This window comes from Virgibacillus salinus (genome assembly GCF_900102415.1).
Classification (GTDB): Bacteria; Bacillota; Bacilli; order Bacillales; family Amphibacillaceae; genus Lentibacillus; species Lentibacillus subterraneus.
The window spans coordinates 822690-836214 of record NZ_FNKD01000001.1; the positions used below are offsets into that span (position 1 = coordinate 822690).

13 protein-coding genes and 1 riboswitch are annotated in these 13525 nt (G+C 38.5%); of the genes, 11 read left to right on the plus strand and 2 right to left on the minus strand.

Annotation, left to right across the window (positions count from 1 at the left end; translation table 11 throughout):
- Positions 1-25: 25 nt before the first annotated feature.
- Complete coding sequence (locus BLS02_RS03955; RefSeq protein WP_092491655.1) at positions 26-436, minus strand: ribonuclease HI family protein; 411 nt, start codon at positions 434-436, stop codon at positions 26-28.
- A 167-nt stretch (positions 437-603) separates the two neighbouring features.
- Positions 604-688, plus strand: a riboswitch (cyclic di-GMP riboswitch).
- Between BLS02_RS03955 and BLS02_RS18730 the strand changes: the two genes are divergently transcribed.
- Positions 674-907 (plus strand): hypothetical protein, encoded by a 234-nt coding sequence (locus BLS02_RS18730; RefSeq protein WP_139180764.1) that lies wholly within the window; start codon positions 674-676, stop codon positions 905-907. It overlaps the preceding riboswitch by 15 nt.
- 189 nt (positions 908-1096) lie before the next feature.
- Positions 1097-2749, plus strand: a complete 1653-nt coding sequence (locus BLS02_RS03960) for a M4 family metallopeptidase (RefSeq protein ID WP_092491656.1) — start codon at positions 1097-1099, stop codon at positions 2747-2749.
- Between the two features lie 55 nt (positions 2750-2804).
- On the opposite strand, the gene BLS02_RS03965 is transcribed toward BLS02_RS03960, so the two are convergent.
- On the minus strand, positions 2805-3254 hold the full coding sequence (locus BLS02_RS03965) for an Lrp/AsnC family transcriptional regulator (RefSeq protein ID WP_092491657.1): 450 nt from the start codon (positions 3252-3254) through the stop codon (positions 2805-2807).
- Between the two features lie 280 nt (positions 3255-3534).
- Here BLS02_RS03965 and BLS02_RS03970 point away from each other — a divergent pair, with 280 nt between their 5' ends.
- From BLS02_RS03970 to BLS02_RS04010, 9 genes are all read left to right on the plus strand, one after another.
- On the plus strand, positions 3535-4476 hold the full coding sequence (locus BLS02_RS03970) for an ABC transporter permease (RefSeq protein ID WP_092491658.1): 942 nt from the start codon (positions 3535-3537) through the stop codon (positions 4474-4476).
- A gap of 18 nt (positions 4477-4494) precedes the next feature.
- Positions 4495-5391 (plus strand): ABC transporter permease, encoded by an 897-nt coding sequence (locus BLS02_RS03975; RefSeq protein WP_092491659.1) that lies wholly within the window; start codon positions 4495-4497, stop codon positions 5389-5391.
- A gap of 19 nt (positions 5392-5410) precedes the next feature.
- Entirely contained in the window at positions 5411-6946 is a 1536-nt protein-coding gene (locus BLS02_RS03980) for a glutathione ABC transporter substrate-binding protein (protein WP_092491660.1), read from the plus strand.
- Positions 6947-6954: 8 nt separating this feature from the next.
- Positions 6955-7800, plus strand: a complete 846-nt coding sequence (locus tag BLS02_RS03985) for an ABC transporter ATP-binding protein (protein WP_425445135.1) — start codon at positions 6955-6957, stop codon at positions 7798-7800.
- Positions 7775-8746, plus strand: coding sequence for an ABC transporter ATP-binding protein (locus tag BLS02_RS03990; RefSeq protein WP_092491662.1), 972 nt, complete (start codon positions 7775-7777; stop codon positions 8744-8746). The genes BLS02_RS03985 and BLS02_RS03990 overlap by 26 nt, the downstream gene beginning before the upstream one ends.
- 113 nt (positions 8747-8859) lie before the next feature.
- Positions 8860-10404: a gamma-glutamyltransferase gene (gene ggt / locus BLS02_RS03995; protein WP_175559453.1), complete on the plus strand. Its 1545-nt coding sequence runs from the start codon at positions 8860-8862 to the stop codon at positions 10402-10404.
- A gap of 34 nt (positions 10405-10438) precedes the next feature.
- On the plus strand, positions 10439-11023 hold the full coding sequence (locus BLS02_RS04000) for a chromate transporter (RefSeq protein ID WP_092491664.1): 585 nt from the start codon (positions 10439-10441) through the stop codon (positions 11021-11023).
- 5 nt (positions 11024-11028) lie between these two features.
- Positions 11029-11559 (plus strand): chromate transporter, encoded by a 531-nt coding sequence (locus BLS02_RS04005; protein ID WP_092491665.1) that lies wholly within the window; start codon positions 11029-11031, stop codon positions 11557-11559.
- Between the two features lie 100 nt (positions 11560-11659).
- Positions 11660-13396 carry a sigma-54-dependent Fis family transcriptional regulator gene (locus tag BLS02_RS04010; RefSeq protein ID WP_175559431.1) on the plus strand — a complete coding sequence of 579 codons (1737 nt, stop codon included), beginning with the start codon at positions 11660-11662 and terminating at the stop codon, positions 13394-13396.
- Positions 13397-13525 lie beyond the last annotated feature (129 nt).

Consider the following 13525-nt stretch of genomic DNA (forward strand, 5'->3'; position numbering starts at 1 on the left):
GCGAGGGGCGACCTCGGGATTGGCATTAATGGGACGAGGAACCTGACCCTCCGTCCCGTTGAATAGCTTTTCTCGCCAATTTATCTGCGTAGTTATTTTTATCAGGTATCCACTTGATAAAAAAGTATGGAAAGCTGCTTGAATTATCTCTAATTTTCTCAAGTAAGGGGAGAAAGGTTTGATTTTTCGTGAAATCTTTTTCAATTGTATCTACTACTAGCTTTGAATCCGACCGAAATGACAGTATTTCATCTGGAAAATTTTCCAGGCAAATTTCCAATGCTTTTAACACAGCATGAAATTCTGCTTCATGGTTAGACATTTCTCCTAATGGAAATGAATATTCGTATATTTTTCCGTTTGCTTTTATATAAACACCAGCACCACTAATTCCCGGGTTGCCATTTGATGCCCCATCTGTGTAAACATTAATCAATGCTTTTATCTCCTTTTTAAGCGAGTCTTGTAAAGAAATTATATCAGTTTAGCGTACAGTTTACCTGAATTATTTTGCTCCGCAAAGAAATTAGCTTTTATAAACAGGCATAAAGAATCATTAAAAACCGTGACTATATACACGGTAATACAACTAACAACATAAATTGTACGAAAGGGCAAAATCGTTGAAAAGCGATGACGCAAAACTACAGGGGCTAAAGTCGGATGACAATGCTTGCCAGATATCGAATACGACCTCCGTCGATTTATGGCATTGCAAGCAGGAATATGTTTGAAGAAATTTTACTATCGTGGTAGGTTTTTTTGGCATCAATTAAGACTGAGGGAATTATCAACTGTTGTTTCCGATTGTCTTGATGAGAGATTCAAACATGAGCTTGAACAGAAAATTAATTATCATGAAGAAGCAGCAATGAACTACATAGTGAAAGACAAAAAAAGCGCCTGAATGGTGCTTTTTTTGATTAAATTGCTATTACTTCTATGAAGTTAAAAGATAGTCTCTATTACCCTAATCAATAACCATATTAGGTAAACATAACCATTTATCATAAAATTAAAACAATTCTAATTAATCATGAAATTATCGGTCTACTAATCTATAATAAAACTATCAAATTAAATAGGAGGTATAATATTGAAGAAAAAGTATATTGTTCCTGTTGTTCTGTCTTCAGCGCTATTAATTGGCTCGGTCACAGTGAGTGACGTGTTAGCTAAACCGCAAGACTCTAGTTTTAGCAGTGTGCAAGAAGAGAAGAAGTGGAATGCAAATGCGAATGTCCCTATATTTGTTAAGGGAAAAGTCGCAAAAAAGTTTAAAGACAGCAATGCCTCAAATGCGGTTAATTTCCTGAAGCAAAATGAAAAAAGGTTTGGGATTAAGAATCCAGAGGAAAATCTAAAGGTTAAAGATGTTCAAAAAGATGATCTTGGAATGACACACATTCGCTTTGATCAAACGAAAAATGGAGTGCCTGTAGAAGGTACAGAAATAATTGTTCACTTTAACAAGAAAAATGAGGTTGTTGCAGTAAATGGCAACCATAATAAAGTAGTTGAAGGTAATGTTATTAACACCAATCCTTCCGTTGACATCAGCGAAGCTATACACCAAGCTAAGTCATCAGTGAATGCTCCAGAAAAACTTGCGTATAAACCTACCTCTGACCTCGTTGTTTATTCATTCGAAGGAGAAAGTAATCTAGCCTATAAAATTAATGTTAATTTCCTTGGTGACAAACCTGGCAACTGGTTTGTATTTGTTGATGCCAAATCGGGAGATGTCATTGATAAGTATAATGCGTTATTGCATGCCGATGAAATCGAAAAGAAGGCACACAAAGGTGTAGGCGAAGGGGTGCACGGTGCAAAGCGACAGCTTCACACAACGATGGAAATACAACCTGATGAAAGCACCACATTTAAGTTATATGATGAATCACATAATAGTCTAGAAGGTATTTACACATATGATTATAACACTGGAAATATTTTCGAAAACAAGAGTGAAGCCTGGATGGATGAGTACCAACACCCGGCAGTAGATGCACACTATAATTCAGAAACTGTATATGATTATTACCTTAATGAACATGATCGTAACTCCCTTGACGGTAATGGAATGGCTATCGTTTCTTACGTTCACTTTGGCAACAATTATAATAATGCTTTTTGGAATGGACGTCAGATGACTTATGGTGACGGGGATGGCGAGTTTATGGTACCACTATCGGCAGGTCTTGATGTCGCTGCTCATGAGATGACTCACGGTGTGATCAGTCACTCGGCAAATTTACGTTACCGGAATAAATCAGGTGCATTGAATGAGTCATTCGCTGATGTGTTTGGAGCCCTTATCGATGAAGATGATTGGGAATTGGGTGAAGACATTATGGCGCCAGCCTCCATTGAAGAGGGAAGGGTTGCATTACGCAGCTTAAGTAATCCAGACCAATTTGCAGTGTCTGACGCTAGAGCCCCATATGGTGACGGAATGTACCCTGAACATATGGATGAATTCTATCATATGCCAATTTGGGTAGATAATGGTGGTGTTCATGTTAACTCGTCCATTACCAACCATGCTGCATACCTAATAGGTCAGCAAATTGGCAAGGATAAACTTGGGCATATTTACTATCGTGCATTAACTACTTACTTAACACCGGATTCAGATTTTAGTGTTGCACGAGCAGCTATCGTACAGTCAGCGGTAGATATTTATGGTGAAGATAGTATAGAAGCAGAAGAGGTTGCTAGTGGATTTGATCAGGTAGGAATTTACTAGCAATATAATTAAAAGCTTGCAGGGGATTGTTTCCCTTGCAAGCTTTATTAATAATCTACAGCTTATATCCTATCCGACTTTTAAATCTTTTTAATAGTATAGAACTTTCTACCCTTGTTATGCCCTCAACAGCATATAGTTCGTTGTTAATAAAAACTTCTAGCATTTTGAAGTCCTCCACAAGTACATGCATATGCAGTGTGCTGGGACCAGTCATTTGATATACACTAGCGACATTGGGGTTATCTGCAAGGTTTTGCGCTACTTTCTGTAACTGCTTTGGTTCCACATCTACTTCAAAAAAAGCGGAAACATTTTTCCCGAACTTTTCTGAGTTAATGGTAACAGTAAAATTCTCGATTACTCCAGTATCCTTCAGGTTCTTAATTCTATCTTTAACAGCTACACGTGAGAAACCTACCTTCTCAGCTAACTCTACATACGATAACCTTCCATCGACAATTAATTCTTCTATAATTTTCCGATCTATATCATCATATTTCATAGTTAACTTCCCCTAAAAATTACTATTTTTTGATTTCTTTTTTTATAATATCAGAAAATAGACATTTTAACAAAACTTTTTAGCTAAGTTAATATGCTTGATTTTATACAAAATGAAACTTTTTTACCATTTATTTGTCATTAATGGAATCGGTTACACCATTTTATTATACTTTTTGTCTGAAATTCTATTGACTTTCAATTCATAATTATGTACTATTTTAGTAATTTAATAAAAAGTTTGACAACTTTAAATATATATTGAATGGAGGAGTGATAAAGTGATCGGTTTAGTAGTTAGAAGGCTGTTCCAGTTAGTTTTATTGTTGTTGGGTATCTCATTTTTAGTGTTTATGAGTATGTTTATTGCTCCCGGAGATCCTGCAACCATCATTGGTGGACCTACAGCAAGTAACTCAGATCTTGAAGCAATCAGAGTAGACTTAGGGTTAGATAGACCAGTTTTAGTTCAGTATTTTGATTACTTGGGTGGTATTCTGCAAGGTGATTTTGGTTACTCATACCAAACAGGACAATCAGTGACGGAGGCTATTTTAACTAGATTTCCGAATACGATAAAACTTGCTAGTGCAAGCATGGTCGTGGCGATAATTATCGGGATTATTGCAGGTATGATCGCAGCCATTAAGCAAAATTCCTGGATTGATATATCCAGTACGACATTTTCATTGGCGGGTGTATCTATTCCCAACTTTTGGCTGGGAACGATGCTAATACTTATATTCGCGGTTAATCTGCAATGGCTTCCAGTAGGAGGTTTAAACTCCTCGATTTTTACTTTCCAGGGTGTAGTTGAGTTGATATTACCGGCAATTACATTAGGAACTGCTTCAGCAGCTTTAATTGCCCGTATGAGTCGGTCAGCGATGTTAGAAGTAATTAAATCTGACTATATACGTACTGCTAAAGCAAAAGGTGTGAAGCGCTGGTCATTAATTTGGATTCATGCTTTGAGAAATGCAATGATACCAGTTGTTACCGTTATTGGTATAAATTTCGGAGCATTATTGGGTGGTACTATCATTACCGAGCAAGTATTTGCAATTAATGGTATAGGTAGATTAATGATAGACGCAATTGCAGCAAGGGACTTCCCTGTTGTACAAGGTACCGTGCTGTTAGTAGCTGCAATTTTCGTAATAGTTAACTTAATAGTAGATATTATTTATGCACTAATTGACCCAAGAATAACGTACAACTAGCGGTGAGGAGGAAAAGTGGTGCCATCTAATTTGGCTTTAAATGGAAAAAATGCAACTTCAAGGAAACGAGAAAGCAATCTCGTAAAAACCTTTAAACGGTTACTGAAAAATAAGCTAGCAGTCTTTGGACTTTTCATTATTGCAATTCTAATAATTATCGCTGTATTTGCACCTCTGCTCGTTAGTCAGGGTCCGTTTGAACAAAATTTAAGTGAGACGGAGCTTGGGGTTGGTGAACAAGGTCACCTACTTGGAACTGATAACTATGGCAGGGACATGTGGTCACGATTAATATACGGTGCCAGGATTTCCCTTGTAGTGGGGTTGTCATCCGTTATATTAGGGTTAATTGGAGGACTTATTTTAGGTCTTCTGGGTGGTTACTATAAGAAACTTGATGGCATAATTATGAGAATTGTTGACTTGTTATTTGCATTTCCTGGGATTTTACTAGCAATGCTAATTATTGCGATGTTAGGGACGAGCCTGGTAAATGTGATTATTGCAATTAGTATTTGGTCAATCCCTGGGTGCGCAAGGATAGTAAGAGGGAGTGCCTTATCCATTAAAAAGCAGGAATATATTTTAGCTATGAAGTCATTGGGAGCAAGTGATGCAAGGATAATACTAAAACATATATTGCCAAACTGCACAGCACCAATTATTGTGTTTGCAACAATGCGAATGGGTACAGCTATTTTATCTACATCAGCATTGAGTTTCTTAGGACTTGGAGCACAACCGCCAACACCTGAATGGGGAGCAATGATAGCAGCGGGTCAAGACTTCATGTGGAGCGCTCCACATATGTCAGTTATTCCAGGAGTAGCTATTATGCTAACTATCTTTGCATTTAATGTCGTTGGTGACGGATTAAGGGATGCATTGGATCCTAATATGGAATTAGATGGATAAAAAATGAGGAGGAATTTATATGAGTAAAAGAATGTTTCAGCTTTTCATGCTTGTATTAATAACAATAATTACATTAGTTGGATGCAGTGAAAGTAGTAGTGGAGAAAATAGCAGTAGTGAAGCGCCAAACGAAGTAACATACGCAACTACAACAGATGCTGCTGGTTTGTCTCCAATTGACACGAATGATTCGGTTTCATCTAATGTTACTTATCAAATCTATGAAACTTTATTCACGCAAGATCCCGAAACATTGGAAGCAAAGCCGTTATTGGCGAAGTCATATGAGACACCCGATGATAATACATGGGTAATTCATCTTCGTGAAGATATTAAATTTCACGACGGAACACCGTTCAATGCTAAAGCAGTAAAGTATACGTTTGAACAAATTAAAGATCCTGAAAGAGCGGCACCAAGAGCATCGCTACTAGAACCGATATCTTCCATTGAAGTAAGAGATGAATATACAGTAGTTCTCAAAACGGAAAAACCTTATGGTCCAATGTTGGCAGCATTAAGCCATACGAACGCAGCCATTGTTAGTCCAACTGCTGATAAGGAAGGGGATATTAACAAAGATCCTGTAGGAACTGGTCCATTTGTATTTGGAGAATGGGTAGAAGGAGACCATATCACATTAAAGAGAAATGAAGACTATTGGAAGGATCCCGCTTCATTGGAAAAGGTTACATTTAAGGTGGTTCCGGAAACTTCCACAGCAATTTCAATGCTAGAAACAGGTAAAGTCCAATTTATCGATGCTTTACCATCTGATCAGCTTCCTAGAATCGAGTCACTTAAAGGTGTTGAAGTTCAGAAGTCTGAAGGAACACGTGTATCTTATTTAGGGTTCAATATGGATAAGGCACCATTTAATGAATTGAAATTCAGACAAGCTGTTGCTTACGGAGTTAATCAGGAAGCATATGTTAAGCAATTAAATGGATTAGGAACGCATAACGAGAGCGTTATTGGACCAAAGGTGTTTGGTTATAATGAAAAAGCCAAAGAAGCGAGCTACCCGTATGATAAGGAAAAAGCTTCACAATTAATAGAGGAAAATGGGTATAGTGGTCAAAAAGTAACACTTTTAACAGCGAATCGTGATAATTATATGAAGATGGCTGAAATTGTGCAGGCTCAGTTAACAGAAATCGGTCTAAATGTAGAAATTGAAACAATGGAATGGGCAACTTTTCTGGAAACGGGAAGAAAGGGTAATTACGAAATGACCTTCCTGGGCTGGTCCAATAGTACAGCCGATGGAAGTGAATTACTTTATCCAAATCTACATTCAGACAATATCGATTCATCAAACTTTAGCAGATATAGTAATGATGCCTTTGATAAATTAGTAGAAGAATCACGTGAAACGGTCGATCAGGAAGTTCGTAAGGAAAAACTACATGAAGCGAATGTAATGGCCATAAAAGATGCGCCATGGGTGGTTATGCAACATGGAACGGTTACAGCCGCATACGATGAGTCTGTTAAAGGCTTAGTTGTAGATCCTACTGGTCAGTGGTTATTATATAACGTTAGCAGAGAGTAGGGTTATTGATGGGACATTTATTACTAGTAGAAAACCTTGTCACCCAATACCGGACAGCAGGCGGGAAACTTCCTGCTGTTCAGGGTATTTCTTTCTCCGTGAATAAAGGGGAGACATTATGCATAGTTGGTGAATCTGGGTGTGGAAAAAGTGCTACTTCCCTATCCATAATGGGTCTTTTACCTGCTAATGGGGAAATAACTGGCTCCATACGCTTGAAGGGTGATGAAATTGTAGGTAAATCTGAGGAACAGCTGCAAAAGATCAGAGGCAACGAAATGTCAATGATATTCCAGGAACCAATGACAGCATTGAATCCGGTTTTTAGTATAGGTTTTCAGCTTAGAGAGCCATTAATGATTCACCGAAAACTGTCAAAAAAAGAAGCTACACAAAATAGTATTGATTTACTGGACAAAGTGGGGATACCAAATCCTGAGGAAAAATTAAAACAATATCCACATGAACTTAGTGGCGGAATGAGGCAAAGGGTAATGATTGCAATGGCATTAGCATGTGACCCCTCCTTATTAATAGCAGATGAACCAACGACAGCTTTGGATGTAACTATCCAGGCCCAGATTATCGAGTTAATTGATGATTTAAAGGAACAAATGGGGATGGGCGTTGTGTTTGTAACGCATGATATGGGGGTTGTTGCTGAGATAGCCGACCGAGTTATGGTTATGTATGGTGGTGAAGTTGTCGAGATGGGTGATGTGTACAGTGTATTTAACAGCCCGCAGCATTCCTATACAAAAAAACTTCTAGCTGCAGTGCCGAATGTAGATGATGAAAGTAAATTTTGGCTCCAGGAGGCGACTACTGATGACGGATCAACAACCTCTTCTTGAAGTAAAGGATTTGAAAAAGTACTTCCCGATAAAAAGCGGAGTGCTTCAAAGGACAACAGCAAATGTGAAAGCTGTCGAGAATGTTAGCTTACAGGTACATGAAGGAGAAACTCTTGGTATTGTGGGTGAGTCTGGCTGTGGGAAATCGACATTTGGAAGATCAGTTTTAGGCTTAGAGGATATAACCGATGGTACCATTGAATTTCGTGGCGACCATATTGAAGGTTTGTCAAAACGTAAATTAAAAGAATACAAAAAGGATATGCAAATGATATTTCAGGATCCTTTTGCATCCTTGAATCCCCGGCAACGAATTGGCGATGCTTTGGAAGAGGTATTTGTAATTCACAGTAGTTTATCGAAGGCAGATAGGCAAAAGCGCGTTCGGGAACTTTTAGTAGAGGTTGGACTGCAGGAGGATCATTATAATAGATACCCACATGAATTTAGTGGAGGGCAACGACAGCGAATTGGCATTGCTCGTGCAATTGCACTTAATCCATCATTAATTGTGTGTGATGAAGCTGTTTCTGCACTGGATGTGTCCGTACAAGCTCAAATTATTCGACTTCTGATTGATCTGCAAAAAAGGTACCAGCTGACTTATATGTTTATTTCTCACGACCTAGGAGTTGTGAAGCACATGTGTGATCGTGTGTTAGTGATGTATCTTGGTACCATGGTGGAACTTGGTTCATCTGACCAAATATATAAGAATCCATTGCATCCATATACAAGAGCATTATTATCCGCTATTCCTCGTCCAATACCAGGCCGGAAAAAGGAACGGATAAAGCTTGAGGGAGATTTGCCGAGTGCATCCAACTATCCAACGGGCTGTCCATTTCATACCCGTTGTCCATTAGCACAGGAACATTGTAAAACAGTCGTTCCAGAATGGCGTGAGGTAGAAGAGGGTCATTTTATTGCATGTCACGAAGTTTGATATTTTTTAAATAATAATAATATAACTATACGAGGAGGATCATATTGAATTCTTTTACCGACCAATCTCATCCATATACAACAACACGAAATGCAACATATGCTAATAATGGTATGGTTGCAACTTCCCAGCCTTTAGCTTCGCAGGCGGGGATGGATATTTTGAAAATGGGTGGAAATGCAATAGACGCGGCGATTGCAACAGCAGCGTGCCTTACAGTAGTAGAACCTACTTCTAATGGCATTGGTGGAGATGCCTTTGCATTAGTTTGGGTAAAAGGTGAATTGCATGGCTTGAATTCAAGCGGACGTGCCCCGAAAAGCATTTCAATCGATGCTGTTAAGGGATCTGGGCATAATGAAATTCCTAAATATGGCTTCACTCCTGTAACCGTACCAGGAGCACCTGGGGCGTGGGCTGAGCTTTCTAAGCAATTTGGGAAACTTCCATTAAGGGAAGTATTACAGCCGGCAATTAATTATGCTACAAAGGGATACCCGTTATCCCCTACGTTAAGTAAGTTTTGGAACAAGGCTTACGAGGGGTTTAAGAAGAACTTGAAGGAAGATGTCTTTACACATTGGTTTGACACATTTGCTCCTAAAGGTCGAGCACCCAGAGTCGGTGAAGTATGGTCTTCATTAGATCATGCTGATACATTACGCTCCATTGCTGAAACAAATGCTGAATCATTTTACCGTGGTGAACTAGCCGAGAAAATTGCTAGCTTTTCAAAAGAAAATGGTGGCTACCTAACTGCTGCAGATCTTGCAGAACATAAAGCAGAATGGGTGAACCCAATTAATGTGAATTATCGGGGATATGATGTCTGGGAAATCCCGCCAAACGGTCAGGGTATTATTGCACTACAGGCATTGAACATTTTAAAAGGGTTTAATTTCCAAGAAAAAGATTCCGCAGAAACATACCATAAGCAAATTGAAGCTATTAAACTAGCATTTGCAGATGGGCAAAAGCACGTAACCCAAGAAGATTATATGGAAGTCACGTCTGATGAATTACTGCTTGATGATTATGGGGAAACGCGAAGAAAGCTTATCGGTGACAATGCACTTCTTCCTGAAGCAGGAGAACCTTCCTTGAGTGGTACGGTTTATTTAGCAACAGCAGATAATGAAGGGAACATGGTTTCTTTTATACAAAGTAACTACATGGGATTCGGCTCAGGCTTAGTTGTACCTGGAACAGGAATTGCTTTACAAAATCGTGGCCATAATTTTTCGTTGGATGAACAGCACGTCAATGCTTTAAAAGGTGGCAAAAAAACTTACCATACGATTATTCCAGGGTTTTTAACAAAAAACAATCAGCCCGTCGGTCCTTTTGGTGTAATGGGCGGCTTTATGCAGCCACAAGGGCATGTTCAGGTAATCATGAACACGATTGATTTTGGACTCAATCCACAGGCATCGCTTGATGCACCACGTTGGCAATGGCTTAAAGATAAAGTGGTAGAAGTAGAAAACAGACTACCACACCATATTGCACAAGCATTGTCAGATAAAGGACATGATGTACAAATAGCACTCGAACCAAATAGCTTTGGCCGTGGTCAAATAATTTGGCGAGACCCTGAAACCGGAGTATTGGTAGGTGGAACAGAGTCACGGACAGATGGTGCTGTTACAGCATGGTAGGTAAAGATAAAACTAAACAAAAGGAAAGCTATCTATGAAAACACATTGGGACTTATTTATTGCCTTTTTTAGAATAGGCATGCTCGGATATGGTGGAGGGCCTGGGTCAATTCCGCTCATCCATAAAGAAGTAGTAGATAAATATAAATGGATGAGTGATGAAGACTTTGGTGATCTGCTGGCGCTAGGGAATACATTACCAGGTCCAATTGCAACGAAACTTGCAGGGTATATTGGACATAATGTTTCTGGTTTTATTGGAATGATAAATGCAGTATTAGCAACAATCCTGCCCACAATTATTCTGATGATAATTTTGTTAGCTTCCCTGTCATCAATTGATGATCTTCCATGGGTGCAGGGGATGACTGCAGCGGTAATACCGGTTGTCGGTGTAATGCTAGCAGTACTGACGTGGCAGTTTTTTGATAAAGCTGTTAAAGGTATGGGCTGGATGCAATCAGGAGTTATGGCTATTATAATTTTTGCCTTACTATATTTTTTAAATATGCATCCAGGTATCGTAATCGGATTTTTGTTACTAATGGCTTTAGTTAAGAAAGATAAAAGCAGTAAAAAAGATGAAACGCAACAGCATGTTAGGGAGAAGGAGGGCTAAAGGTTATGAAGTACTGGCATATATTTATGGCCTTTTTTATCCCAGGTATCCTTGGCTATGGAGGTGGACCAGCTTCAATTCCTTTAGTGGAACATGAAGTTGTAGAACGGTACGAGTGGATGAGTGTACAGGAATTTAGTGAAATGCTGGCACTCGCAAACTCTTTACCAGGTCCAATAGCGACGAAAATGGCTGGGTATATCGGGTACGATGAAGGCGGTATACTAGGAGCTTTTATTGGTGTTTTTGCAGCAGTGGCACCTTCTTTAATAATTATGATTTTGCTGGTAGGAATCCTTTATAAATATAAAGACTCCAACAAAGTTAAAAGACTTACGCAATATGTACGCCCTGTAATCGCAATATTATTAGGTGTTATGGCTTGGAACTTTTTCAAAGAGTCCTATGTAGGAATAGGATTCTGGCAGACAGCTTTAATTACAATTTGCAGTTACTTATTAATAGAACGTATGAAAGTACATCCGGCCTTTGTTATTGGGGCTGCACTAGTGTATGGCGGGTTATTATTGGGGTAAGTGGTTAACTTACCTATATTCATCCCTATTTCACATGACATTTAACCGTCTATATGTAATAATGGAAGTGTTGAAATATGCAACAAGTGAGGGATGGAAGATGATAAAAACACTCCTAATTGCTCCGTATCAAGGTCTGGCAGAAACGGCTAAAAAAGTGGATACACCAGAAGATATAGATTTGGATGTGACTATAGCTAACCTTGAGGAAGGCGTAAAGGTGGCGAAATTAGCAGAAAAGCAAGGGTATGAGCTAATCATCAGTCGTGGTGGAACAGCCACAATGATTCAGGATGAAGTTTCGATACCTGTTGTGCATATTGATATAACTGGGTATGATATGCTGCGTGTTTTCACTCTCATTCGTGGTATCAAAAAAGGGGTTGCGCTCGTTGGCTATGCGAATATTTCTCAAGGGGCAGCAACTATATGCAATATTTTAGAATTTGATGTAAAGATGATCACAATTAAATCCAGAACTGAAGTGAGAGGTCACTTGGAGGAACTGAAGCAACAAGGTTTCGCTGTGGTGATTGGTGATGTTATCACGGTTCAAGTTGCTGAACAGGTAGGATTGCGTGGTGTTCTGATTACGTCCGGAAAAGAAGCCGTTACAGATGCTTTTGAAGAAGGAATAAGAGTATATAACTTCTTTCGCAGAGTGAACAGCCAATTCTATTATTTTCAGGAAACCTTCAATTCGATGCCTTTCCCGGTTATCTTATTGAATAAAAATGCAGATGTAATTGAGAAAAATTTAATGTACGAACAAGATATTCAGTGCCATGAGATATTAGAATCACCTGTTATTTCGAAGGTCATAAAGAGGGTTCTGGAAAACGAAACAAATCAGTGGACTGAGGTTGAAGGTGAAAATACTATATATGAATTACAAGCCTTTATGGTGAGTAAGTCGGAAGGTATTGCAGGGATAAATATTCATGCCTCAGTGTTAAAATCCGACAATAGAGCGGTTAGACTTATAGGTGCCCCTGTACATATTCCGATTATTGGAGAGAGTGACGAAGCCAAGCGTTTACGAAATAATATACAGCAATTTGCACATGCTGATGAATTGGTGAGCATTATTGGCGAATCCGGTACAGGGAAATACACAGTTGCGCAAGAAATACATTTTGAAAAATTTGGCCAAGGGTATCCTATGGTTGTTTTAGAGGGAAGCCACTTAACAAGTGGAGATAAGATACAAGCAAAGCTTACGGCTATAAAGCACGGTACAGTTGTTATAAAAGACATTGAATCACTGTCTGCTGAAATGCAGGATACCATTAAAAACTTATTACGAAATATACCAAATACCATGCAAGTTATTGTACTAGCTAACGAGTCGCTTGATCAATTGGTGGACAACAAAGCACTTGATAAAGAGCTTTATCAAAAGATTTCTGATCATGTCATTCATCTTTCACCGTTAAGGGAGAGAAAAGAGGACATTGGAGTGTTTGTTGATTACTTCTTAGCTGAATTTCATGCTGAAAATGGTTTTGAAACAATCGGAATGAAACAAGATGCAATTGAATATCTTTTGCAATTTGAATGGTTAGGAAATCTGTCCCAACTAAAAAAGATAATCAGGGAATTAAGTACGATGACGACGGCAAATTATATAGAACTTTTCCATGTAAAAGAATTGATGAATAAATACAAACAAATGTCGATGGTTAATGATAAAAAGCTGCAACTTGATGGAACATTGGAAGAAATAGAACAACAGGTGATCAGGCAGGTATTGGAAGAAGAAGGAAACAATCAATCAAAAGCTGCAAAAAGGTTGAATATTAATCGTTCAACTTTATGGAGAAAATTAAAGCAGTAAGGGGAATCCTAGATAGGGTTCTCTTTTTTAATACAATTGTTTAAAAATGCAACGATAATTAAAAGGAGTTTTTTGGTAAAAAATAAAAAGATAAAATGTGTTGCATTTTATATCAATCTATCTTATCAT

What these genes read in the sequence shown, in the direction of transcription:
- ggt (WP_175559453.1), top strand. Translation starts at nt 8,860, where the DNA reads ATGGTTGCAACTTCCCAGCCTTTAGCTTCGCAGGCGGGGATGGATATT.
- BLS02_RS04010 (WP_175559431.1), top strand. Translation starts at nt 11,660, where the DNA reads ATGATAAAAACACTCCTAATTGCTCCGTATCAAGGTCTGGCAGAAACG.
- BLS02_RS03985 (WP_425445135.1), top strand. Translation starts at nt 6,955, where the DNA reads ATGGGACATTTATTACTAGTAGAAAACCTTGTCACCCAATACCGGACA.
- BLS02_RS04000 (WP_092491664.1), top strand. Translation starts at nt 10,439, where the DNA reads ATGAAAACACATTGGGACTTATTTATTGCCTTTTTTAGAATAGGCATG.
- BLS02_RS03990 (WP_092491662.1), top strand. Translation starts at nt 7,775, where the DNA reads ATGACGGATCAACAACCTCTTCTTGAAGTAAAGGATTTGAAAAAGTAC.
- BLS02_RS04005 (WP_092491665.1), top strand. Translation starts at nt 11,029, where the DNA reads ATGAAGTACTGGCATATATTTATGGCCTTTTTTATCCCAGGTATCCTT.
- BLS02_RS03965 (WP_092491657.1), bottom strand. Translation starts at nt 3,254, where the DNA reads ATGAAATATGATGATATAGATCGGAAAATTATAGAAGAATTAATTGTC.
- BLS02_RS03980 (WP_092491660.1), top strand. Translation starts at nt 5,411, where the DNA reads ATGAGTAAAAGAATGTTTCAGCTTTTCATGCTTGTATTAATAACAATA.